The organism is Shewanella dokdonensis (genome assembly GCF_018394335.1).
GTDB classification, from domain to species: Bacteria; Pseudomonadota; Gammaproteobacteria; order Enterobacterales; family Shewanellaceae; genus Shewanella; species Shewanella dokdonensis.
The window spans coordinates 2126590-2151693 of sequence record NZ_CP074572.1; the positions used below are offsets into that span (position 1 = coordinate 2126590).

Consider the following 25104-nt stretch of genomic DNA (forward strand, 5'->3'; position numbering starts at 1 on the left):
CGCATAGGGATAAGATGCCAATAACCATCAGACATGCTGGATTTTGTACGCCACTGGGCCATGAGCCCAACACCATTCTACAGGCGTTAATTGCGGGTGATGCCTCGGCAATGGTAAGTCGTGATGGGCTGTTATTTGAACGCCCGGCAATGGTTGGCGAAGTGTCGATGGCCTTACCAGCATTACCGTCTGAATTGGCAAAATTTTCATGCAAAAATAATGCGCTGCTGTTGCAAGCGGTGCAACCTCTGCGCGAGATTATCAGCGCCGCTGCCAAGCGCTATGGTGTTGATCGCATTGGCATAGTGTTGGGCACCAGCACCTCTGGCATCGCCAACGGCGAACAGGCTCTGGCTTACCTCCAGCAACATGGGCGTTTCCCAGAAGATTATCACTATGTGCAGCAGGAGTTAGGCAGCCCCGCTGAATTTCTGCAACAGCTACTTGGGCTACAAGGCCCAGCGTACACAGTCTCCACCGCGTGTTCTTCCAGTGCCAAGGTATTTGCCAGTGGGCGACGGTTGTTACTCAGCGGCTTGTGTGATCTGGTGATTGTTGGCGGCGTTGATAGCCTCAGCCAATTGACGCTAAATGGGTTTGATGCACTGGAATCTATCGATGATGCGCATTGTAATCCCTGTAGTCGCAATCGCCACGGCATCAATATTGGTGAAGGTGCCGCGGTATTTACCTTAGAGCGGGGCGACGGCGAGATCTTGCTGAGTGGTTGTGGCGAGTCGTCCGATGCCTATCATATTTCAGCTCCACATCCGCAAGGGCGCGGTGCCATTGCGGCAATGCAGGCAGCGCTTAACCAAGCCCAATTAACCGCGGCAGATATTGATTATGTGAATCTGCATGGTACCGCTACGGAAAAAATGACGCCATGGAAGCATTGGCAATGAGCAGTGTATTTGGGGCTGATACGATTCCCCCTTGTAGCTCTACTAAACCGCTGGTGGGTCATACATTAGGCGCTGCTGGGGCCATTGAGGCGGCATTTTGTTGGTTGTTGCTGTCTCACTATAATAACGAGCAGTTGTTGCCGCCACATCTTTGGGACGGCATTGTTGATGAAAAACTAGTGCCATTGCCACTGGTGCAAGCGGGTGACCGTGGCCGTTTGCAGCATCTGATGAGTAACTCTTTTGCTTTTGGCGGCAGTAATGTCAGCCTGATTTTAAGTCGTGGAAACCTGCATGAGTGAAGCATTACGGCAGCGGAATATTGCCGATTTTCTGGCCCATCGGCCACCGATGATCCTGATAGACAGCATTGAACAGTACAGCGACAACTCGCTGCTGACCAATATCAACATCCATGAACAGAGCCCATTTTTTGAGCTTGCTCTCGGGCGAGTGCCCAACTATGTCGGTATTGAATATATGGCGCAGAGCATTGCAGCCCTCGCGGGGTTGAGGCGGAACTCCGGCGTGAACCAATACGAGTAGGATTCTTGCTGGGAAGCCGCAAATTGCAATTACATTGTGACGGCTTTTTCTCAGGACAACAGTATCAGACTAGCGTACGACGGCTTTATCAGGAAGAGAGTGGATTGGCGGTATTTGACTGCCAGATATTGCATCATGGCGAAGTTATCGCCAGTGCCAATGTGAACGTATTTCAACCCCAGGACACCGCCGCTTATGTTGCGGCGGGTGCCGAAGTATCTGTGGAAGCTCGCACATGAGTAAACGAATTTTGGTGACCGGTGCCAGTCGTGGTATCGGCAAAGCGATTGCTTTGCGTCTGGCACAGTCAGGCTACGATATCGCGCTGCACTTTCATCGTAATCAGCAGGCGGCCAACGCAACCGTACAAGCATTGGCTGAGTTTGGTGTACAGGTAAGCCAGTTGCAGTTTGATGTGGCCGACAGAGCGACTTGTCGCAGCGCCATCGCCGCCGATATTGCCGCCCACGGCGCTTATTATGGCGCAGTGCTCAATGCGGGGATTGCCCGCGATACCGCCTTCCCGGCCATGACAGACGCGGAATGGGATGGTGTTATTCATACTAATCTCGATGGTTTTTACAATGTACTGCAGCCGTTATTGATGCCGATGATCCAAGCTCGTCATGGTGGCCGCATTATCACGTTGTCGTCGGTTTCAGGCTTGGCCGGCAATCGTGGACAGGTGAATTACAGTGCCTCCAAGGCCGGTATTATTGGTGCTACCAAGGCACTGGCATTGGAAGTTGCCAAACGCAAAATTACCGTCAACTGCATTGCGCCCGGCATCATAGATACCGAGATGGTGGATAATTTCAGTGAGGAATTGGTTCAGCAACTGGTACCGCTACGCCGTATGGGCAAACCGCAAGAGATAGCTGGCTTAGCAAATTTCCTGATGTCTGATGAAGCGGCCTATATCACCCGCCAGGTGATTTCAGTCAATGGCGGTATGTTATGAGTCAACGAGTTGTCATTACCGGCATGGCGGGTATTTCGGCATTGGGGCAAGATTGGCCAACGATTAAAGCGCGCTTACAGAGTGGCCGTAATGCGGTGCAGCGTGTGCCAGAGTGGGATCGTTATGATGGTCTCAATACCCGGTTGGCAGCGCCCGTCAACGATTTTACGGTGCCTGCGCATTATTCCCGCAAGAAAACCCGCTCAATGGGACGGGTAGCCCTGATGGCCACCCGTGCCAGTGAACTCGCGTTAGCTGATGCGGGGTTACTGGATGATCCTATTGTCGCTTCTGGTGCTATGGGGATTGCTTATGGCTCGTCGGCGGGTAGCCCTTCTGCCATCATAGGTTTTGGCGACATGCTCAAGCATGGCGATATGAGCGGTATCGATGCTACCAGCTATATCCGCATGATGGGCCATACCACGGCTGTCAATGTCGGGGTCTTTTTCGGTTTAAAAGGCCGCACTATTACCACCAGCAGTGCTTGTACTTCAGGCAGTCAAGGCATCGGCTATGCCTATGAAGCAATAAAATATGGTCGCCAACCACTGATGCTGGCAGGCGGTGCCGAGGAACTCTGTGCTAGCGAAGCTGTGGTATTTGATACGCTATTTGCCACTAGCACTCGCAATGATACCCCACAGTTAACGCCAAGGCCGTTCGATCGCGACCGCGATGGCCTGGTGATTGGTGAGGGCGCGGGTACCTTGGTACTGGAAGAGTTACAACATGCACAGGCGCGTGGTGCGCGGATATATGCGGAAGTCATAGGATTCGGCACCAATGCCGATGGCGCACATATCACCCAGCCCAATGCGACCACCATGGAAGGCGCGATTCGATTAGCCTTGGATGACGCCGGGATCACACCGCAGCAAATTGGCTATGTGAATGCCCATGGCACAGCCACTGATCGTGGTGATGCCGCCGAAAGCCAGGCCACCTATGCTGTTTTTGGCAACCAAGTACCAATATCTTCGTTAAAGAGCTATACCGGCCATACGCTGGAGCCTGCGGTGCGTTGGAAGCTTGGTGGAGCATCATGATGATGCGTGATGGCTGGTTTGTCCCCACATTGAATCTTGAACATCCTGCTGAGGACTGCGCTGACTTGGATTACATCCGCGATAATGGACGCGCATTACAAACCGAGTTAGTGATGAGTAATAACTTTGCCTTTGGTGGCATCAACACCTCGCTGATTTTCCGTCGCTGGCCTGCGTAATACTTTTACTCCAGCGGCGGTGGATGAACGCGCTCGTGTTGGTGGGATAAAGCAATCGGTAACGCCAACAGAGAAAAGCTGTAAATCGGTAGCGACGCCCTCGGAAATATAATCAGCGAGTAAAACAAAGGCCCCATCGAGGGGCCTACGGGGCAACGCCACCTTTGGAGTAAAGTGGCGTTTTGGGTTGTTAAGGTTTTACTTTACTTCGGTATCCAGTACCAGTGAACCATTACCACCCACATCTACGCTGGCTATTTTACCTTGTAGATCACCCGCTTGTGGTTTTACATTACCATGTTTGGACAGCACAGCAATAATCTCAACCGCTTTGGTGCTGCTCAGTTTAACATTACCGCCCATATTGGTAGAGTCATCCAGTGTCACGGTAACTGGCAACGCTTTAGCGCTGATTTTGGTCGCGGCAACCGGCACACTTGGCCCTTCGGTCGGACGGGCAAAAACAAACACCATATCTGTACTATCAACCTTGGCGGCCAGTGCTGGTGCAACAGATACTTGCACTGTGACTTTACCTGCGGTGGCAGTTTGCGGCGCAGCTGTTGTTTCCGTGGCTTGTTCTTGCTTTAACTTGCTGTGGGTCGCGTCATTTGGCATAGCGGTAGTGTCACCCTGCATGCGGATCTTGGCAGTGTTAATTGCATCGATCAGCGCCGCTCTGTCAACATCACTCCGGTCACTATCAAGAATAGTCTGCCAGCTGTCGATGGCTTTCTGATAATCGGCGGTGTAGAAAGCATTCATCCCTACCAGCAACAAGGTTGATGGATCTTTAGGGTCAAGCTTCAGCGCCTGATCTATCAGTGACTGCACGATCGGGATCATCTGTTGCCCGGCTTTATAGTACAGCGCAGTTGCTTTCGGACCGAGCAGTTCGGCATGTACACCGACTAAATCAATAACTTTATCAAAGGCCTGTACTGCCTTATCGTAGTCGCCAGCAGAGATGTAAGCGTGACCAAGACTAAACCAGGCTTGGCTGTCATCGGGTTGGCTCTGTACTGCTGATTCCAGCATCTCCACCCGCTTGGCCATCAGCTGTTCTGGGGTCATTCCAGCATGCGGATTGACGGGTGTCGCTTGAACGGTTTCAATTTCTTGATAGGCGCCCAGATGATAATAGGCATAACCAGCAAGCCCTAATACGGCAACCGACATCAGACTGGGCCACAATAAACCGCGAGGTTTGCTTGAGACTTCGAGCGTTTCATCTTTTGCTTGCTTCATATCTTGCAGCAGACTGATTTCGAGCTCTTTTTTCAGAGAGTCAAATTCCTGTTCATCCAAGGAGCCTTCACTGTGTTCTTTTTCCAGTGCAGCCAGACGTTCGTTGAACAGTTCCAAATTGGTTTTTTTACGTACTTCAGTTTCGCCCGCTTCCAGGAGTTTTTTCTGGCGGAAATGCGGGACCCAGATCAGCGCTAAACTGATCAGCACAACGATTGCGATGAAAATCCAGAATGTGGTCATTATCGTGTTTCACTTTGGTTGGAGATAAAGCGGAAAGTCGCCTACCGCAAGCCTTGAGCGCAAATTATACGTAAAGATGTTTCATTGAACAGTAATATAACCATAGTGTTAGCGGTTAAAGGCGATAGTTGGGGTTTGGTTCACAGTTCCAATTCACCACTCAAAAACTTATGAAACTTATATGACGAAGCTCTGTCACAGCATAGAGTCTTACCCGTTATATGAAGAAAATCCGGGCGTTGCAGCAGAATGAGAGCCGTCACCCAGATTTAGCGCAAAGGGGCAGACAGGAACAAAAGCAAATACTAAAATGAGCCAAAGCTCAAATAAGATATTCTAGTTAATAAAGCATTATTTTTTAAATTAATCATTAGCTTAGGATTTTGTAGCTCTTAAGTCGTGTGTGGTCGTTATTCCTTTAGGGAATGATGTGGAACGTAGAACCGAGGAAAAACCATGATTCCAGAACTTGGACATCTCTCAATGATCATTGGGTTAGCATTTGCGGTATTGCTAGCCACGGTGCCATTGATCGGTGTTGCCCGAAAAGACCAGTATCTGGTGCGCTATGCTTGGCCACTCAGTTACGGTATGACCTTATTTATTCTTCTTGCTGTTGTTTCTCTGGCATACAGCTTCGCCGTGGATGATTTCTCAGTTGCTTATGTGGCACATCATTCGAACTCTGAACTGCCGATCTTTTTCAAGATCGCGGCCGTTTGGGGGGACATGAAGGTTCACTGCTGTTCTGGGTATTTGCATTGTCCATCTGGACCGCATCGGTGGCCTTTTTCAGTAAAGGGTTAGAAGAAGTCTTTACTGCGCGGGTACTGGCGATTCTGGCGGTTATCGTGATTGGGTTCAGCCTGTTCATGTTATTGACTTCCAGTCCGTTTGAGCGTTTGTCTCCAGCACCGATGGAAGGCCGCGACCTGAACCCGATGTTGCAGGATGTGGGGCTGATTTTCCATCCGCCTATGCTGTATCTCGGTTATGTCGGTTTCTCTGTCAGCTTTGCCTTTGCCATTGCTGCTTTGATGAGTGGCCGTCTCGATTCTGCTTGGGCACGTTGGACTCGTCCTTGGACACTGGCCGCGTGGATTTTCCTGACTGGTGGCATTGCGCTGGGTTCCTGGTGGGCATACTACGAACTGGGCTGGGGCGGCTGGTGGTTCTGGGATCCGGTAGAAAACGCCTCCTTTATGCCTTGGCTAGTGGGAACTGCGTTATTGCATTCACTGAGTGTGACTGAAAAACGTGGGGCTTTCCGTAACTGGACAGTGCTGCTCTCTATCTTTGCCTTTTCGTTGAGTCTGCTTGGTACCTTCATTGTACGTTCTGGGGTGCTGACTTCGGTACACTCGTTTGCGGCCGATCCTAGTCGCGGTATGTTCATCCTACTGCTGTTGGGTCTGACTATTGGTGGTTCGTTGACGCTGTTTGCCTTCCGTGCCAGTGAAATGAGCAGCCCGGCTCGGTTTGAACTGCTGTCTAAAGAAACCATGCTGTTAGTCTGTAACGTGTTGCTGACGGTGGCCGCTGGCACTGTGCTGCTGGGGACTCTCTACCCACTGCTGATCGATGCGCTTGGCATGGGTAAAATCTCTGTTGGCCCGCCATACTTCAACGCGGTATTTGTACCGCTAGCCTTTGCTCTGTTTGCTTTCATGGGGATTGGTCCCATCATCCGCTGGAAGAAGGCTAAGCCTGGCGAATTAAGACGGCAGTTGTTAATCCCTGCACTAGTGGCACTGGTGTTTGGTGTTGCTATGCCATTCGTGATTGATGGCAAATTTAATGCTTGGGTGATGTTTGGTCTGGGGATGGCGTTGTGGGTATTGTTGTCTACATTGCGCGCTGCCTACAATTTTGCGAAACCGAGCGATGCTGAATTCAGTCTGGCCCGTATCGGTCGTAGCCAACTGGGTATGCTGATTGCGCACTTTGGTATCGCGGTGTCAGTGGTGGGTGCCACTATGGTGTCTAACTACTCACAGGAAAAAGCGTGCGCATGGGCCCTGGGATCAGCCAAGAATTGGCCGGGTATACTTTCCACTATCTAGAAACGAAAGATGTGGTAGGCCCTAACTACACCGCCAAGCAGGGGCAAGTTCGCGTAACTCAAGATGGTAAAGAAGTCGCCTTCTTGAAACCGGATCGCCGTATCTATAACGTACGTACCATGGATATGACCGAAGCTGGCATCGACTGGGGCTTCTTCCGTGACCTGTACATTACAATGGGTGACCCTGTTAGCCGTACTGAGTTTGCCGTGCGCCTCAACTATAAACCTTTTGTACGTTGGTTATGGTTCGGTGGTGTATTCATGATGATTGGTGGCTTGTTTGCGGCTTCTGATAAACGCTACCGCGTGAAGCAGAAGGCGACAGATACAGTAAGTGATAAGAAAGCCAGTCTGGCATCTGCCTGAGACGGATAGTTGAGATTATGAAGAAGTTAATACTTTTTATTCCGCTAGTGTTGTTTCTGGTGATGGGGATTTTCTTGTACCGTGGCTTGTACTTGAATCCCCAACAGCTAGATTCCGCCCTAGAAGGTAAACCTGTACCAGAGTTTCGCTTGTCGAAACTGGAAGACGCTAAGGTCATGATCTCCAATCATGACCTCAAGGGTCAGGTGTATATCATGAATGTCTGGGCAACCTGGTGCCCCAGTTGTAAATATGAACATCCATATTTGCTGCAGTTAGCCCAGCAGAAGTTAGTGCCCATTTACGGCATTAACTATCGGGATCAGCGTGGTATGGCGGTGCAGGAACTGACACGTCAGGGCGATCCTTATTCACTCAATATTTTTGACCCAGATGGCAAGCTTGGGCTGGATCTTGGGGTTTATGGTGCACCGGAAAGTTTCATTGTTGACCACAACGGCATCATTCGCTTCCGTTATGCCGGGCCGATAGATATGCGCGTCTGGAATGAAACCATTTACCCACTGGTGAAACAGTTGCAACAAGAAGCGGCGACAGCCCAGCAGGGAAATGCGACAGAAGGAACAGCGTCATGAAAGCATTGCTGAGAATATTGACTAGCGCAGTGCTGGCATTTGGCCTCGCGTATCAGGTGTCAGCGACTCCGGTTGACACCTATCAGTTCAAGAATGAAGCCAACCAAGTACATGCCATGCAATTGGCTCGCAGCTTGCGTTGTCCACAGTGTCAGAACCAGGATATTGTGGATTCCGCCTCGCCAGTGGCCAAAGATCTGCGCATGGAAGTGTACAAAATGGTTGATGCGGGTAAGAGCGACAGCGAGATTATCGAATTCATGACCAGTCGCTATGGTGAATTCGTGCTGTACAAACCGCGTCTGGAAACCAAAACCTACATTCTGTGGTTAGGTCCGGTTGCTTTACTGTTGTTTGGTGCCCTGGTGGCATTTATCTTTATCCGCAAACAGCGTGGTCATGCTGACAAGCCAGCCGAGTTGTCGGCGGAAGATCAGCAGCAGCTAGCTGAATTATTGAAGCAACATAAATGAAGTTGCTGCAATCAGCGTTATTTCTGGGATGGGCACTGCTGGCATTTGCCAGCAGTGCTGCTCAGGATAATTCACCCAAAGCTGTGGCAAAAGCGAGTGCTGACTCTAGCGTCGATAAGATCAATATCCTCGCTCATGGCTTCCCACTAAAGCTTGTTCCTTTCACTGACGCTCAAGGGCATAGCCATGACTTCGCCCAATATCGTGGAAAAGTCGTGCTCATCAATATGTGGGCCACTTGGTGTCCACCTTGTGTGCGGGAACTGCCCGCATTACAGCGTTTCGAGAAGAAATTCGATCAAAGTAAATTCGCATTTCTACCCATCTCCATCGATCAAGGGGCAAACAGCAAGTAGTGCCGTTCTTAACATCGTTGGGGATGCCGGAGTTTGACAGTTTCTATGATCCCAAGATGGCACTAGACGCTATATTCCCGTTAGATACCATCCCCGCGACTTTCATTCTCGATGGCAATGGCACCTTGATTGCGTTTGTACGTAGTTTTGTTGACTGGGACGATCCTCAGGCCGAAGCGCTCATCAATAGCTTTATTGAGAAAGAACAGCAGCGCCAAGCCGAAGCTAAAGCCGCCACAAAGTCATCCTGAACACTACGAAGATCCCATAAAAAGATCGCTTTTGCCTAAAAGATCGGCAAGCGATCTTTTTCTTTAAAATACCTCTTGCACAAAAGATTAAGCCCCCTATAATGCGCACCCACTGACACGGCAACAGCAACACGCTGGCGGTGCAGGCAGGCAAGGCGGAGACGCTGATTTGTCTGGGCGAAAAGATTGGCGCAAGCCACTTGACGCCAAGTTGGGGTGGTGTAGAATGCACCTCCCTGCTCGGAGAGAACCCCGGGCAACGCTCTTTAACAATTGATGAGACAAGCAAATCTGTGTGGGCACTCGCAGTGAATGAAATCGCAAAACGATTTAAAACTCACTGAAGAGTGTTCGAATAGAACAGTCATTCATTAGAGTCAAAACTTTTAATTGAAGAGTTTGATCATGGCTCAGATTGAACGCTGGCGGCAGGCCTAACACATGCAAGTCGAGCGGTAACATGAACTAGCTTGCTAGTTTGATGACGAGCGGCGGACGGGTGAGTAATGCCTGGGAATTTGCCCATTCGAGGGGGATAACAGTTGGAAACGACTGCTAATACCGCATACGCCCTAAGGGGGAAAGCAGGGGAACTTAGGTCCTTGCGCGAATGGATAAGCCCAGGTGGGATTAGCTAGTTGGTGAGGTAAGGGCTCACCAAGGCGACGATCTCTAGCTGGTCTGAGAGGATGATCAGCCACACTGGAACTGAGACACGGTCCAGACTCCTACGGGAGGCAGCAGTGGGGAATATTGCACAATGGGGGAAACCCTGATGCAGCCATGCCGCGTGTGTGAAGAAGGCCTTCGGGTTGTAAAGCACTTTCAGTCAGGAGGAAGGGTGTTGAGTTAATACCTCAGCACATTGACGTTACTGACAGAAGAAGCACCGGCTAACTCCGTGCCAGCAGCCGCGGTAATACGGAGGGTGCGAGCGTTAATCGGAATTACTGGGCGTAAAGCGTGCGCAGGGTTTGTTAAGCGAGATGTGAAAGCCCCGGGCTCAACCTGGGAATCGCATTTCGAACTGGCAAGCTAGAGTCTCGTAGAGGGGGTAGAATTCCAGGTGTAGCGGTGAAATGCGTAGAGATCTGGAGGAATACCGGTGGCGAAGGCGGCCCCCTGGACGAAGACTGACGCTCAGGCACGAAAGCGTGGGGAGCAAACAGGATTAGATACCCTGGTAGTCCACGCCGTAAACGATGTCTACTCGGAGTTTGGCGTCTAGAACGCTGGGCTCTCAAGCTAACGCATTAAGTAGACCGCCTGGGGAGTACGGCCGCAAGGTTAAAACTCAAATGAATTGACGGGGGCCCGCACAAGCGGTGGAGCATGTGGTTTAATTCGATGCAACGCGAAGAACCTTACCTACTCTTGACATCCAGAGAACTTTCCAGAGATGGATTGGTGCCTTCGGGAACTCTGAGACAGGTGCTGCATGGCTGTCGTCAGCTCGTGTTGTGAAATGTTGGGTTAAGTCCCGCAACGAGCGCAACCCTTATCCTTACTTGCCAGCGGGTAATGCCGGGAACTGTAGGGAGACTGCCGGTGATAAACCGGAGGAAGGTGGGGACGACGTCAAGTCATCATGGCCCTTACGAGTAGGGCTACACACGTGCTACAATGGACAGTACAGAGGGAAGCAAAGCGGCGACGTGGAGCGGAACCCAAAAAGCTGTTCGTAGTCCGGATTGGAGTCTGCAACTCGACTCCATGAAGTCGGAATCGCTAGTAATCGTGGATCAGAATGCCACGGTGAATACGTTCCCGGGCCTTGTACACACCGCCCGTCACACCATGGGAGTGGTTTGCAAAAGAAGTAGCTAGCTTAACCTTAGGGGGGCGGTTACCACTTTGTGGATCATGACTGGGGTGAAGTCGTAACAAGGTAGCCCTAGGGGAACCTGGGGCTGGATCACCTCCTTACCTAAACGATGAAATTTGTTGTGAGTGTTCACACAGATAGGTTTGTCTCAAACCGGCATTACGGAAGTGATGTTTGTTCTTTAACAATTTGGAAAGCTGATAGTAGAGATTAAATAGTGATATTTAATCAAAATGAGTTCTCAAAATACTTCAATCAAGTGTTTTGTGATTCTAGTGTTTCAGCGATGAAACACATCAAGGCGAAAGAAAAACCAATATGGGTCGTTGATACGATTCGGACTGGCGAAGCTAATCGATAGCGTGTCGAAGCCGTTTGTTGAGTGAAGAAGGCGTGTAGTCAACTACATAACTGATGAACGAAACAAACAATAAAGACAGGTCATTGAGTAGCAAGTCAAAGAGGAAACTCATCCGGGTTGTATGGTTAAGCGACTAAGCGTATACGGTGGATGCCTTGGCAGTCAGAGGCGATGAAGGACGTGTTAATCTGCGAAAAGCTGTGGTGAGGTGATAAAACCCGTTGAGCCACAGATATCCGAATGGGGCAACCCAGTTGCATAAGCAACTATCTGTATGTGAATACATAGCATGCAGAGGCGAACCGGGAGAACTGAAACATCTAAGTACCCCGAGGAAAAGAAATCAACCGAGATTCCCCTAGTAGCGGCGAGCGAACGGGGAGTAGCCCTTAAGTCATTGGGGTGTTAGTGGAAGGTGTTGGAAAGCACCACGGTACAGGGTGATAGTCCCGTACACGACAGCTAACCGATGATGAAAACGAGTAAGGCGACACACGTGGTATGTTGTCTGAAGATGGGGGGACCATCCTCCAAGGCTAAATACTCCTGACTGACCGATAGCGAACCAGTACCGTGAGGGAAAGGCGAAAAGAACCCCAGTGAGGGGAGTGAAATAGAACCTGAAACCGTATACGTACAAGCAGTGGGAGCGGTTCTTGAGACCGTGACTGCGTACCTTTTGTATAATGGGTCAGCGACTTACATTTAGTAGCGAGGTTAAGCGAATAGCGGAGCCGTAGGGAAACCGAGTGTTAACTGCGCGAATAGTTGCTAGGTGTAGACCCGAACCCCGGTGATCTAGCCATGGGCAGGTTGAAGATTGAGTAACATCAATTGGAGGACCGAACACACGTCTGTTGAAAAAGACGGTGATGACCTGTGGCTGGGGGTGAAAGGCCAATCAAACCGGGAGATATCTGGTTCTCCTCGAAAGCTATTTAGGTAGCGCCTCGAGCGAATACCATTGGGGGTAGAGCACTGTTAAGACTAGGGGTCATCCCGACTTACCAACTCTTTGCAAACTCCGAATACCAATGAGTACTACTCGGGAGACAGACGGCGGGTGCTAACGTCCGTCGTCAAAAGGGAAACAACCCAGACCGTCAGCTAAGGTCCCAAAGTAATTGCTAAGTGGGAAACGATGTGGGAAGGCTTAGACAGCTAGGATGTTGGCTTAGAAGCAGCCATCATTTAAAGAAAGCGTAATAGCTCACTAGTCGAGTCGGCCTGCGCGGAAGATGTAACGGGGCTAAGCAATTCACCGAAGCTACGGGTTCATCCTATGGATGAGCGGTAGAGGAGCGTTCTGTAAGCGGATGAAGGTGAAGGGGTAACCCACACTGGACGTATCAGAAGTGCGAATGCTGACATGAGTAACGATAATGGGGGTGAAAAACCTCCACGCCGAAAGACCAAGGGTTCCTGTCCAACGTTAATCGGGGCAGGGTGAGTCGACCCCTAAGGCGAGGCCGAAAGGCGTAGTCGATGGGAAACGGGTTAATATTCCCGTACTGCTGCTAACTGCGATGGAGAGACGGAGAAGGCTAGGCCAGCGCGGCGTCGGTCGTCCGCGTTTAAGGCTGTAGGTAGTGTGCTTAGGCAAATCCGGGCACATAATACTGAGGGCTGATGACGAGTCACTAAGGTGATGAAGTGGTTAATGCCAAGCTTCCAGGAAAATCTTCTAAGCTTCAGGTTAGCAGGAATCGTACCCCAAACCGACACAGGTGGTCGGGTAGAGAATACCAAGGCGCTTGAGAGAACTCGGCTGAAGGAACTAGGCAAAATGGTACCGTAACTTCGGGAGAAGGTACGCTGCTGTTGGTGGAGGGACTTGCTCCCCGAGCTGACGGCAGTCGCAGATACCAGCTGGCTGCAACTGTTTATCAAAAACACAGCACTGTGCGAACTCGCAAGAGGAAGTATACGGTGTGACGCCTGCCCGGTGCCGGAAGGTTAATTGATTGGGTCATCTTAGGAGAAGCTCATGATCGAAGCCCCGGTAAACGGCGGCCGTAACTATAACGGTCCTAAGGTAGCGAAATTCCTTGTCGGGTAAGTTCCGACCTGCACGAATGGCGTAATGATGGCCAGGCTGTCTCCAGCCGAGACTCAGTGAAGTTGAAATTGCGGTGAAGATGCCGTATACCCGCGGCTAGACGGAAAGACCCCGTGAACCTTTACTATAGCTTGGCACTGAACATTGACCCTGCATGTGTAGGATAGGTGGGAGACTATGAAATTGGGACGCCAGTCCTGATGGAGTCGACCTTGAAATACCACCCTTGCAGTGTTGATGTTCTAACCTGGGTCCCTGAACGGGATTAGGGACAGTGCCTGGTGGGTAGTTTGACTGGGGCGGTCTCCTCCTAAAGCGTAACGGAGGAGCACGAAGGTTGGCTAAGTACGGTCGGACATCGTACGGTTAGTGTAATGGCACAAGCCAGCTTAACTGCGAGACAGACACGTCGAGCAGGTGCGAAAGCAGGTCATAGTGATCCGGTGGTTCTGAATGGAAGGGCCATCGCTCAACGGATAAAAGGTACTCCGGGGATAACAGGCTGATACCGCCCAAGAGTTCATATCGACGGCGGTGTTTGGCACCTCGATGTCGGCTCATCACATCCTGGGGCTGAAGTCGGTCCCAAGGGTATGGCTGTTCGCCATTTAAAGTGGTACGCGAGCTGGGTTCAGAACGTCGTGAGACAGTTCGGTCCCTATCTGCCGTGGGCGTTGGAAGATTGAGGGGGTTGCTCCTAGTACGAGAGGACCGGAGTGAACGAACCGCTGGTGTTCGGGTTGTCATGCCAATGGCATTGCCCGGTAGCTATGTTCGGAATTGATAAACGCTGAAAGCATCTAAGCGTGAAGCGAGCCCCGAGATGAGTCTTCCCTTGGACATGAGTCCACTAAAGAGCCGTTCGAGACCAGGACGTAGATAGGCAGGGTGTGTAAGCGTTGTGAGGCGTTTAGCTAACCTGTACTAATGACTCGAGAGGCTTAACCATACAACCCAGATGGGTTTTGAAGAAGCTTGAGTGAATGGCAAGGCTTGATTGAAGTAAGAGAACCGTCTACTAACGAAAGCAGCTTTCCGAATTGACCGAATTTGCTTGGTGACAATAGCATTGTGGTCCCACCTGACTCCATCCCGAACTCAGAAGTGAAACACAATCGCGCCGATGGTAGTGTGGGGTCTCCCCATGTGAGAGTAGGTCATCGCCAAGCGCCTATTTTGTCAGATGCGATGCGTCTGGCCGTAAGGATTGGGCTTAGGCCCAGTGGGGTGGTAGTTCAGTTGGTTAGAATACCGGCCTGTCACGCCGGGGGTCGCGGGTTCGAGTCCCGTCCATCCCGCCACTAATAGCAAGGCCTCGTCTATGACGAGGCCTTTTGCTTTTTATCATTCAGTGTTTTTAACGGTGAAGTTAGCAATCAATCAAGTCGCTCGTCTTTGACCGAGTGATATTATTTTGCCTTGCCGTAAACACCAGGGAATCTTTAATCAATATTCCCCATATAAACCCTTATTTTGTTAGAACTCACATCCCTGTAACGGCAATTTTATTGATGTTATGTCATCGGATGAGTGCTTTTCTTACTTTCTCCTGATTAAAAACTGTTGGCTTCCTGTCCAGCATCAAGTTTTCACTCCAGTTTAGCAGGTTAGAATATTCAAATGTGCAACGGCCCGTTGCCTGTTTCAGCTAAATACTGTTGGGGAGCAGAATGCAGCTGAGGTGCCTAACTGTTTTTGGGGAGAACTAATGAATCAGTTTGTGATTGCCAACGCCAATGACTGTATTGGTTGCCGGGCCTGCGAAGTCGCCTGTGTCTTGTCGCACAATGATGGGCGTTATCCTGATACTGTTGAATCATTCCAGCCCCGGATTAAAGTCGTTAGAGGGGGATCGCGGATCTCTGCTGCCGTCTGTCGCCATTGTGAAGATGCACCTTGTGCCAATGCTTGCCCGGTGCGTGCGATTACGCGTCAGGATGGCAGTATCCAACTGCAACAGGATAAATGTATTGGCTGCAAGAGTTGTGTGCTGGCTTGTCCATTTGGCGCCATCAATATGATCTATGAAGACGCCACAGGTGCTGAGGGTAAGGCTTACGCTCATAAGTGTGACCTTTGCCATACGCGTGAACAGGGCCCTGCCTGTGTGCAAGCTTGTCCGACCAAGGCGTTGCGTTTGTTGGATGAAGCAGCGCTGATAGAATTGCGGCGACAGAAACAACTACGCAGTGCTGGCGTTGCCTATGATCTGGGCGCTACACCGATTCATCGATTGACGCCAATGCTGGCTTCATTGGCAGAACGGCCACGCCAGGAGGCACTAAAGACTCCCTGGCATTACGCAAAACAACCTTTGTGGAAACCTACCAAGCGTTTTCTGCACAACAGACAGAGACTCAGGCGGATCGCTGCTTGCGTTGTAGTGATCGCTCAGTCTGTGAGTGGACCTGCCCGCTACACAACAATATTCCTCAGTTGCTGACGTTGGCAAAACAGGGGCGGATAGACGAAGCGGTTGAATTATCCCATAAAACCAGTTCATTGCCTGAGGTGTGTGGCCGAGTGTGCCCGCAGGATCGTTTGTGTGAGGGTTCGTGCACACTCAAAGATAAGTATGGTGCTGTCACCATAGGAAATGTGGAACGTTATATTACTGACACCGCCCTGGCCAATGGTTGGAAGCCTAACCTTAGCCATGTCGTTGCTACTGGTAAGCGTGTTGCCATTATTGGTGCTGGCCCGGCTGGATTAGGATGTGCTGACATCCTCAGTCGTAATGGGGTGCAGGCGGTGGTGTTTGATCGCCATCCTGAGATCGGCGGCATGCTGACTTTTGGCATTCCGGCCTTCAAGTTGGATAAACAGGTATTAATTAATCGTCGTGAACTGTTCAGCGGCATGGGCATTGAGTTTCGGCTGAATACTGAAGTCGGTCGCGATGTATCGCTGTCACAGCTGTTAGATGAATTTGATGCGGTATTTGTCGGCACTGGTACTTATCAGTCGATGCAAGCGGGTCTAGAGCATGAAGATGCGCCAGGTGTTTATGAGGCGCTACCGTTTTTGATTGCCAATACCAAACACGAAATGGGCTTACCGGCGTTAGCCGATGAACCCTATATCAATCTTGCGGGTAAAAAAGTAGTGGTTTTAGGGGCGGTGATACCGCAATGGATTGTCTGCGCACATCATTGCGGCAGGGGGCTGCTAGCGTCACTTGCGCTTATCGCCGCGATGAAGCCAACATGCCCGGCTCTAAAAAGAAGTGAAAAATGCCCGAGAAGAAGGCGCTGAGTTCCTCTTTAATGTGCAACCGCAGTTTATTCAACTGGATGCGCAAGGGCATTTTGCGGGTATCGGCCTGGCGCGTACCGAGTTGGGTGAGCCTGATAGTAGCGGTCGGCGACGGCCGCAAGTAGTCGCCGGCTCCGAATTTGTGTTGGAAGCTGATGCGCTGATTATTGCCTTTGGTTTTAGTGCTCATCAAATGCCTTGGTTGGAAGCCGCTAAGGTAACGTGTAATCGCTGGGGCTTGATTGAAGCTCCACGAAACGGCCGTTTCCCATGTCAAACCAATCATCCCAAGATTTTTGCCGGTGGTGATATTGTCCGTGGCGCAGATCTGGTGGTGACCGCCATGTCGGATGGTCGCAAAGCTGCGCTGGGGATCATGGCCTCGCTGGGGCTAGCGCTACAGCCGGCGCCACAGCTCCAGTAATCGCTAGCTCGAAACGGCCCGTATTTACGGGCTGTTTTCTTGCGCCATACGGTATTGGCTTCTAGCAACGCTCTCCTTTTCATACCCTTATCAGATGATTTAGCGTAACCTTGTGTACGTTGAGGGAATCTGAATATAAGCAGGTGTGTTAATGAAATTGGAGATGATTTGTACCGGTGAAGAGGTACTTTCCGGACAGATAGTGGATACCAATGCTGCCTGGTTTGCCAATCTGATGATGGAACAAGGTATAGAAGTGCAGCGCCGGGTCACTGTAGGTGATCGTATGGAAGACCTTATTGCTGTATTCCGTGAGCGCAGCATGCATGCCGATGTGATTTTGGTTAATGGTGGATTAGGGCCGACATCGGATGATTTATCCGCCGAGGCAATGGCCAAGGCTAAAGAAGAACCCTTGGTCGAAAATACCATCTGGCGTCAGCGCATTACCGACTGGTTTGCCCGAAATAATCGCCCAATGGCCGCCAACAATCTCAAGCAAGCGCTGTTACCAGCATCGGCCATTATGGTTGATAACCCCGTTGGTACCGCCTGCGGATTTCGCGTCAAGCTCAATCGGGCCTGGTTGTTCTTTACGCCCGGGGTGCCTTTTGAACTAAAACACATGGTGCAGGAGCAGTTCTTACCCTTTATCCGTGAAGAATTTGCCATTCAATCCGACATCGCCGTAGAAAAACTGCTGACCATTGGGCACGGTGAATCTTCACTGGCTGCAAAACTGGAACCTCTGACGTTACCGGATGGCATCACTCTAGGTTACCGTTCAGCGATGCCACACATCGAAATTAAGATTTTTGCCAGAGGACAAACGGCGATTGCCCAGCTGGCGGATGTGACTGCAAACGTGAAGGCCGCGCTGGGAACCGCCGTCGTGGCCGAAAACCGTCAATCACTGGCGGAAGAGATCCATCAGCGGTTATATCAATCCGGCTTAAGCCTGAGTGTGGCCGAATCCTGCACTGGCGGCATGATCACCAGCCAGTTAGTTGCCTTCCCGGGAAGTTCTTCCTATTTACATCAGGGCTTAGTGACCTACTCCAATGAAAGTAAGGTGAAGGTGTTAGGCGTTAAGCCTCAGACACTTGATGACTACGGGGCGGTTTCTATTCCGGTGGTGGAAGAGATGGCGCGAGGTGCCCGTGAGTTGCTGGACAGTGATTTTGCTCTGGCAACCAGTGGTATTGCTGGGCCTGATGGTGGCACGGTGGAAAAACCAGTTGGCACAGTAGCTATCGCACTGGCGACCCGTAATGCGGTATATAGCCAGATGATCCTGCTATCTGGCCGTTCACGAGAATTGGTGCGCAGTATTAGCGCCGCGGTAGCTTATGACATGTTGCGGCGGGAACTGCTGAATGAAGCGGTCATCGTTGATTACTCCTTCATTCAGCGTTATCCCAAATAATTGGGCTGGTGAGTAGTCACTCGTGCGGTGGCTACTCAAATTGCAGAACCAGCTTGCCCTTTTCTACCTTGATATCCTGGGTGATCTTGGCCAGTTTTGCCTGAGTACTGTTGTGACTATCCAATACATACACAGGTTGGTTTTCCAGCAGGGTTCTGGTCATCTCCACTAACTGTGGTGTTACACCGCTAAGTAACTGCTGCAGTTTGGCCGGTGTTGAGGTTAACTGCAGCAACTGCAGGTCTTTCAGAAAGATGCTATGACTGGAACGGTCATACATCGGCTTGGCCGCAAATGTGGCCTGTAGCTCTGCTCTGAGGGGGATGATAGGCGTAGCCAGTTTCACTTCAGCCCTTGCCGTGACGGCCATAACGCCGGGTTTATCCCCAAGGGTGACCGACATGCTGCGCAGTCCCATCGACAGTGCCGATGAGCCTTCTTTTAGCTGATATTGTTTGGCGAGCTTATCGTTAAGATAGTGCTCGACTTGTTGCTCGCTGATACTGTATTGGCTGGCACAACCCGCCAAATACAGTATCGCGACTAATAACAGTAAGTATTTCATCAACCTGTGTTCCTCATCCCGGCGGCAACACCGGCAATTGTCAGCATTAATGCAAGTTCCAGCGTTGCTGAGGTTTGCGCTTCTTTGCGAGTCCGCCGCAATAACTCGGCTTGCAGGAAGTTTAACGGGTCTATGTAGGGGTTACGCAGCTTGATGGATTCACGGTTCCACGGGGTATGCGCCATGAGCGTATTACTTTCTGTCAGTTCCAATACCACCTTAATGCCCAGTTGTAACCGTTCGATCAGTGCATCGCCTAGGTGGTGTAGTGCTGGCGGTACCAAACAGGTTTCATAATAACGCGCGAGATTGGGTTCAGCTTTGGCGTAGACCATCTCCATCATAGAGATCCGGGTGCGGAAAAATGGCCAACGCTGTTCCATCTCTTGCAGCAGCGCTTTTTCGCCACGGTCGATAGCAGCTTGTAACGACTCACCGGCACCGAGCCAGGCGGGTAACATCAAGCGATTTTGTGACCAGGCGAAGATCCACGGGATCGCTCGCAGACTTTCGATGCCACCGTCAACCCGACGTTTGGCCGGACGACTGCCAAGTGGCAACTTCCCGAGTTCCACTTCTGGCGTAGCCGCGCGGAAATAGGCAACAAAGTCCGGATCTTCACGCACTACTTTGCGATAAGCGGCCACGGAATCGGTGGCAATTCGTTCCATGCACTCACGCCATTGCGGTTCGGGTTCTGGTGGTGGCAGTAAGGTAGCTTCCATGACGGCTGAGGTATAGAGCGCCAGCGATTGCACTGCCTGTTTGGGCAAGCCAAACTTAAAGCGGATCATCTCCCCTTGTTCGGTGACGCGGATCCGGCCATCAACAGAGCCTGGCGGTTGCGACAGAATGGCATCATGTGCTGGTGCGCCGCCGCGGCCTACAGTACCACCGCGGCCATGGAACAGTATCAACTTGACGCCAGCATTACGACAGACGGCAACCAACTGTTCCTGTGCTCGATACTGCGCCCAGGCCGCGGCCATCACCCCGGCATCCTTAGCGGAATCGGAGTAGCCGATCATCACTTCCTGAGTGCCTTGGGTATAGCCACGATACCAGTCAATATTCAGCAAGGAGGTCATGCAACTGGCGGCATGATTCAAATCTTCTAAGGTTTCAAACAGCGGTACGACTCGCATTGGATGTGGGCAGCCGGTTTCCTTTAATAGCAGTAACACTGCCAGTACATCGGATGGTTTGCCCGCCATTGAGATCACATAAGAACCGAGCGCCTGGGCTGGTTGTTGGGCGATAAGCCGACAAGTTGCCAGCACCTCGGCAACGTTTTCCGATGGTTGCCAGTTGACCGGTAGCAGTGGTCGACGACTGCTCAGTTCCTTCAGTAAAAATCCCTGTCTTTCCGATTCGCCCCAATGGGCATAATCACCGATCCCCAAGTAACGGGTGAGTTCGCCTAGCACTTCGGCGTGTCTGGCGGCATCCTGACGAATATCCAGCTTGAGCATGTGGATGCCAAAGCAAAGACGCCGCAACATATCTAGTAATAAACCATTAGCAATCAATCGCATACCACAATCACACAGGCTGCGATATAACAGCATTAGCGGTGCTTGTAGATCGGCTTTGTGCCAGATGATGCTGCTGTAGTCCACTTCTGGTTGGTGGCCAGCAATGCGGGCATTGAGGAAGTCGATGGTGTTGCGCAGTTTCTGGCGTAAGTCGCGCAGGACATCGCGATAAGGCTCGCGGCTGTTATGGGTATAAGCCATCAGTTCGTCATTGGCATCTTCCATCGACAACTCAGCCACTAACTCCACCACATCTTTCAGGTGTAACCGCGCGGCGGCGTGGCGATTGCGATCCAGCACTTCCTGGGTGACTTTGGCGGTGACAAACGGGTTGCCATCGCGATCGCCGCCCATCCAGCTGGAGAATCTTACCGGCGCGATATCAATCGGTAGTTGGGTGCCGGTACGTTCCTCTATCTGATCATTTAGCTGTCGCAAAAAGTCCGGCACTGCTTGCCACAGCGACGCTTCAATGGTTGCCAGTCCCCAGCGGGCCTCATCTACTGGTGTCGGACGCACGCTACGGATTTCGTTAGTATGCCAGATCTGTGACACCAGTTGTCGCAGCCGTAATGTCAGCTGTTTCATCTCTCGCTGGCCGAGCTTATCGTTTTCTAGGGCCGCCAGACAGTCAACCACCGCAGCATATTTTTGGATCAATGTGCGCCGTGAGATCTCAGTGGGATGTGCCGTGAGAACTAGATCTATGTCCATAGTTTTCAGGCAATCGAGCATCTGCTGCTGATCGATTGGCCCGTTGAGCATGCGCCCAAGTAGTAATTCAACCGGATCGGGCACACATACCAACTCATCACAATTGCGGCTGATACTGTGGAACTGTTCGGCGATGTTGGCCAGATTGAGAAACTGGTTAAAGGCTTTGGCTACCGGAACTAACTCGTCATCGGGCAGCGCATTGAGCAGTTCTAGCATCTGTTCGCGGGCGGCGCTGTCACCATTACGGGAACGTTTAGCCAACTGGCGGATCTGTTCGACTTTCTCCAAGAACGGTTCACCCAGATGATCACGCATGGTGTCGCCAAGGATCTGCCCCAGTTTACTGACATTGGCCCGTAGTGAAGCGTACATATCGGTCGTTTGTTCCATTGTGGCTCCCATTCCCCAAAAATGTGTGGCTGTTGCCGCTCGTCACCATACCCAGCGGACACCCTAGCCGTCAACGCGCTGATGTTGCTTTGTTGCTTATCTTATTCGATGCAGGCGTGGTAAATCAGCTGTTTTAACAGAGAGATAGTTGGTTTGACCTGCGCCAGATCCAAAAATTCATCCGGTTGGTGCGCCTGGTCGATGCTGCCCGGCCCCAGCACCAAAGTATGACAGCCGAGGCTGCGAATATAGGGTGCCTCAGTGGCATAATTCACCACTTCAGGGGCGTTGCCAGACAGTTTGGCTACTAACTGACTCCAGGCCGAGTTTGCGGTATCCGCGAAAGGTTCGGCACCAGGATACAAGGTACTGATGCTGATGGCTCCGGGATATTTTTCACTGATAGGCAGCAGATACTGCTGTGTCATCAGTTGCAGATCGGCGATGGCAATACCGGGCAAGGGGCGGATATCCATGTGCAGCTCACAGCAGCCACAGATCCGGTTGGCGGCATCACCGCCGTGGATATGGCCGAAATTCATGGTTGGGTAAGGCACGCTAAAAGCGTTTTCCCGATAATTGTCGGCCAGATGTTGTTTTAATTTCAGTAACTGTCCGATGACCTGATACATGATGTCGATGGCATTTAGCCCTTTCGACGGATCGGACGAATGACCGCTGCGACCCGTTATGCGGATCCCTTGCGCCAGATGGCCTTTATGCATATAGACCGGCCGCAGGCTGGTTGGCTCTCCGATGATGGCATACTCGGGGCGAATGGCGGCGTTAGCGGCAAACGTCTTGGCGCCACTCATGGTGGTTTCTTCATCAGCACTGGCAAGGATATACAATGGCCGTTTGAATTGTGATAACGGCATATCTTTAAGGGCTTCGAGGATCAGTGCAAAAAAGCCTTTCATGTCGCAGGTGCCCAGCCCGTACCAGCGGCCATCTTTCTCTGTCAGCGTAAACGGATCCTGATGCCAACGGCCATCATCAAATGGGACAGTATCGGTATGCCCAGCCAGTAACAGGCCACCGCTGCCAGCGCCTAACGATGCCAGCAAATTATATTTGTTACGGCTATTGGCCACCGCCTGTTGTTGGCACTGAAACCCTAGTTCGGTAAACCAGTTACTGAGTAGATCGAGTACTCCCTTGTTGCTTTGATCCTGGTCAGCTTCTATCGCGCTGATGGAGGGGATGCGATAAGTGCGCTGAAGCTGTGCTTAAGTTCCGGTAGCTTGGTCATAATTCCGCCAAAAATAGTTAAAATAACTATTCACATATATTGCATAAATAAACTAGTGTGGTAGTCTAGCAAACAGCTGAGACTGGTGTCATCAGGTAAACGCAGACCCCAGCCTAAAATACCCTGTTTGTGCTCATTATTGAGCTTAATACAGATAAAAGCTGCAGATAATCCCAGCAGCGTTAAACTTGTCATCAGGCATTCTGCCCGGGCACGACTTTAGCCCTTCCTTTTGACTAGATATAGATTTGAGATCATGAAAAATATTGCCATTATCGGTGCCAGTGGCTACACCGGAGCCCAGATAACCGCGTTGATTGAAAATGACCCCGGGCTCAGTGTGCAGGGATTGTATGTTTCTGAAAATAGCCTCGACAAAGGCAAAGCGTTAGCTGACCTTTATCCAGTATATCAACACATTCCCTATGTCTTGCAGCCGCTAACTGCAGCCGCTAAAGCGCAGATCGTTGCCGAATCCGCTGCGGTGGTGCTAGCAACGGAACATGCCGTCAGTCTGGAACTGGCCGCATGGTTCTACCAGCAAGGGCTGAGCGTGTTTGACCTCAGTGGCGCCTATCGTTTTGCTGACGCTGCGCAATACCCTAAATGGTATGGCTTTGAACACACACAGCCTGAAGTATTAGCGCAGGCGGTTTACGGTTTGGCTGAGTGGAATGCTGACAAGATTGCCGCGACACGCATGATTGCGGTGCCTGGCTGTTATCCAACCGCATCCTTATTAGCGTTGAAACCCGTGAAATCTCTGCTCACCGCTAATTGGCCGGTGATCAATGCCGTCAGTGGGGTGACGGGTGCCGGCCGCAAGGCGCAGTTACATACCAGTTTTTGCGAAGTAAGCCTGACGCCTTATGGTGTGCTCGGCCATCGCCATCAACCAGAAATTGCCACTCATCTGGGGCAGCAAGTAATTTTTACGCCGCATCTGGGCAATTTTAAGCGGGGCATTCTGGCAACCATTACCGCGCAACTGCAGCCTGGAACCACCACTGAACAAGTAGCTCAGGCCTATAGCATTTACGATGATTCACCGCTGGTAAAGGTCAACCATAATCGCTTCCCGAAAGTTGATGATGTGGTGTTGACACCTAACTGCCATATCGGCTGGAAGTTTGATGAGGCGAGTGGTTATCTAGTGGTAGCGAGTGCTATCGACAATTTGATGAAAGGTGCTGCTAGCCAGGCGCTGCAGTGCATAAAGATTCATTTTAATCTTTGATTTAATCGACCCTTGAGGCATTTTGAGAGTTTTCTTTATGAGCACAAATGACAGTGTGTTGGTTCTGAAAGTCGGTGGCGCGTTGATGCAGTGCGAGATGGGCATGGCACGACTGATGGAAACGGCTGCCAAGATGTTGTCCCAGGGACAGAAAGTGGTACTGGTTCACGGCGGCGGCTATTTGGTGGACGAACAGTTACAGGTGAATGGCATGGAAACCGTTAAGTTGGACGGCTTGCGTGTCACCCCTGCTGAGCAAATGCCCATCGTTGTTGGAGCTTTAGCTGGCACCTCTAACAAAATTTTGCAAGCTGCCGCGGTAAAAGCCGGGATTGTGGCCGTGGGCATGAGTCTGGCAGACGGTCATCTGGTGGATGCACGTATTAAAGATGAACGCCTTGGCTTGGTGGGCGAAGTGTCACCTAAAGATGGTACATATATCAATTTTGTGCTGGCACAAGGTTGGATGCCAATCGTCAGTTCTATCGCTGTGTCAACAAGCGGCGATTTGCTGAACGTGAATGCTGATGAAGCCGCTACCGTACTGGCAAAACTCGTGGGCGGTAAGCTGGTATTGCTATCTGACGTATCTGGCGTCTTGGACGGTAAAGGCCAGTTAATTCCACAACTGAATCGCGAACAGATCCAACAGCTGGTAAAGCAGGGCGTTATCGAAAAAGGCATGAAAGTTAAAGTAGAAGCTGCGCTAGATGTGGCGGAGCAGATGGGGCAACCGGTACAGGTAGCCTCATGGCGGGATGCAGCCCAGTTGGCTGCCCTTGCCCGGGGAGAGAACATCGGAACCCAAATTCAACCGTAA

General features: G+C 51.1%; 9 protein-coding genes, 1 tRNA gene, 3 rRNA genes and 8 pseudogenes. 17 read left to right on the forward strand and 4 right to left on the reverse strand.

The features are described 5' to 3' along the window. Nucleotides 1-14: 14 nt before the first annotated feature. The 4 genes and pseudogenes from KHX94_RS10245 (at nucleotide 15) to KHX94_RS10260 (ending at nucleotide 3640) form a co-directional block, all read left to right on the forward strand. Nucleotides 15-1207 (forward strand): annotated as a pseudogene (locus tag KHX94_RS10245) (beta-ketoacyl-[acyl-carrier-protein] synthase family protein). Beyond that, nucleotides 1200-1690 (forward strand): annotated as a pseudogene (locus KHX94_RS10250) (hotdog family protein). Before KHX94_RS10245 ends, KHX94_RS10250 begins: the two co-directional pseudogenes overlap by 8 nt. After that, complete coding sequence (locus tag KHX94_RS10255; RefSeq protein WP_213680569.1) at nucleotides 1687-2412, forward strand: 3-ketoacyl-ACP reductase FabG2; 726 nt, start codon at nucleotides 1687-1689, stop codon at nucleotides 2410-2412. The pseudogene KHX94_RS10250 and the gene KHX94_RS10255 overlap by 4 nt, the downstream one beginning before the upstream one ends. Then, a pseudogene (locus KHX94_RS10260) lies at nucleotides 2409-3640 on the forward strand (beta-ketoacyl-ACP synthase). Before KHX94_RS10255 ends, KHX94_RS10260 begins: the two are co-directional and overlap by 4 nt. A 198-nt stretch (nucleotides 3641-3838) precedes the next feature. Here KHX94_RS10260 and ccmI read toward each other — a convergent pair. Continuing rightward, the gene (gene ccmI / locus KHX94_RS10265; RefSeq protein WP_213680570.1) at nucleotides 3839-5131 is read right to left on the reverse strand and encodes a c-type cytochrome biogenesis protein CcmI; all 1293 of its coding nucleotides are present in this window, start codon (nucleotides 5129-5131) and stop codon (nucleotides 3839-3841) included. A 456-nt stretch (nucleotides 5132-5587) separates the two neighbouring features. Between ccmI and KHX94_RS10270 the strand changes: the two are divergent. The 11 genes and pseudogenes from KHX94_RS10270 to KHX94_RS10320 all read left to right on the forward strand — a co-directional run bounded on the left by KHX94_RS10270 (nucleotide 5588) and on the right by KHX94_RS10320 (nucleotide 18588). After that, nucleotides 5588-7562 (forward strand): annotated as a pseudogene (locus tag KHX94_RS10270) (heme lyase CcmF/NrfE family subunit). Nucleotides 7563-7579: 17 nt separating this feature from the next. Continuing rightward, nucleotides 7580-8158 (forward strand): DsbE family thiol:disulfide interchange protein, encoded by a 579-nt coding sequence (locus KHX94_RS10275; RefSeq protein WP_213680571.1) that lies wholly within the window; start codon nucleotides 7580-7582, stop codon nucleotides 8156-8158. After that, nucleotides 8155-8631 (forward strand): heme lyase NrfEFG subunit NrfF, encoded by a 477-nt coding sequence (gene nrfF / locus KHX94_RS10280; RefSeq protein WP_213680572.1) that lies wholly within the window; start codon nucleotides 8155-8157, stop codon nucleotides 8629-8631. Before KHX94_RS10275 ends, nrfF begins: the two co-directional genes overlap by 4 nt. Beyond that, nucleotides 8628-9238, forward strand: a pseudogene (locus KHX94_RS10285) (TlpA disulfide reductase family protein). The gene nrfF and the pseudogene KHX94_RS10285 overlap by 4 nt, the downstream one beginning before the upstream one ends. Nucleotides 9239-9625: 387 nt before the next feature. Continuing rightward, a 16S ribosomal RNA gene (locus KHX94_RS10290) occupies nucleotides 9626-11164 on the forward strand. A 383-nt stretch (nucleotides 11165-11547) separates the two neighbouring features. Next, nucleotides 11548-14432 (forward strand): 23S ribosomal RNA (locus KHX94_RS10295). A 104-nt stretch (nucleotides 14433-14536) separates the two neighbouring features. Beyond that, nucleotides 14537-14652 (forward strand): 5S ribosomal RNA (gene rrf / locus KHX94_RS10300). The 16S, 23S and 5S rRNA genes sit together here with 1 tRNA gene alongside, the layout of an rRNA operon. 55 nt (nucleotides 14653-14707) lie before the next feature. Then, nucleotides 14708-14784: transfer RNA gene (locus tag KHX94_RS10305), tRNA-Asp, on the forward strand. A gap of 407 nt (nucleotides 14785-15191) precedes the next feature. Further along, a pseudogene (locus KHX94_RS10310) lies at nucleotides 15192-15614 on the forward strand (4Fe-4S dicluster domain-containing protein); the annotation flags it as partial. A 122-nt stretch (nucleotides 15615-15736) separates the two neighbouring features. Then, a pseudogene (locus KHX94_RS10315) lies at nucleotides 15737-17162 on the forward strand (FAD-dependent oxidoreductase). A gap of 151 nt (nucleotides 17163-17313) precedes the next feature. After that, the gene (locus KHX94_RS10320; protein ID WP_213680573.1) at nucleotides 17314-18588 is read left to right on the forward strand and encodes a CinA family nicotinamide mononucleotide deamidase-related protein; all 1275 of its coding nucleotides are present in this window, start codon (nucleotides 17314-17316) and stop codon (nucleotides 18586-18588) included. Between the two features lie 31 nt (nucleotides 18589-18619). Here the strand turns inward: KHX94_RS10320 and KHX94_RS10325 are convergent, their stop codons facing one another. The 3 genes and pseudogenes from KHX94_RS10325 to argE all read right to left on the reverse strand — a co-directional run bounded on the left by KHX94_RS10325 (nucleotide 18620) and on the right by argE (nucleotide 23047). Next, complete coding sequence (locus tag KHX94_RS10325) at nucleotides 18620-19153, reverse strand: YceB family lipoprotein (RefSeq protein ID WP_213680574.1); 534 nt, start codon at nucleotides 19151-19153, stop codon at nucleotides 18620-18622. Next, nucleotides 19153-21795 (reverse strand): phosphoenolpyruvate carboxylase, encoded by a 2643-nt coding sequence (ppc, locus tag KHX94_RS10330; protein ID WP_213680575.1) that lies wholly within the window; start codon nucleotides 21793-21795, stop codon nucleotides 19153-19155. Before ppc ends, KHX94_RS10325 begins: the two co-directional genes overlap by 1 nt. A 101-nt stretch (nucleotides 21796-21896) precedes the next feature. Beyond that, a pseudogene (gene argE / locus KHX94_RS10335) lies at nucleotides 21897-23047 on the reverse strand (acetylornithine deacetylase). Nucleotides 23048-23303: 256 nt separating this feature from the next. On the opposite strand from argE, the gene argC reads away from it, so the two are divergent. Then, entirely contained in the window at nucleotides 23304-24284 is a 981-nt protein-coding gene (gene argC / locus KHX94_RS10340; protein WP_213680576.1) for an N-acetyl-gamma-glutamyl-phosphate reductase, read from the forward strand. A 37-nt stretch (nucleotides 24285-24321) separates the two neighbouring features. Continuing rightward, nucleotides 24322-25104, forward strand: a complete 783-nt coding sequence (gene argB / locus KHX94_RS10345; RefSeq protein WP_213680577.1) for an acetylglutamate kinase — start codon at nucleotides 24322-24324, stop codon at nucleotides 25102-25104.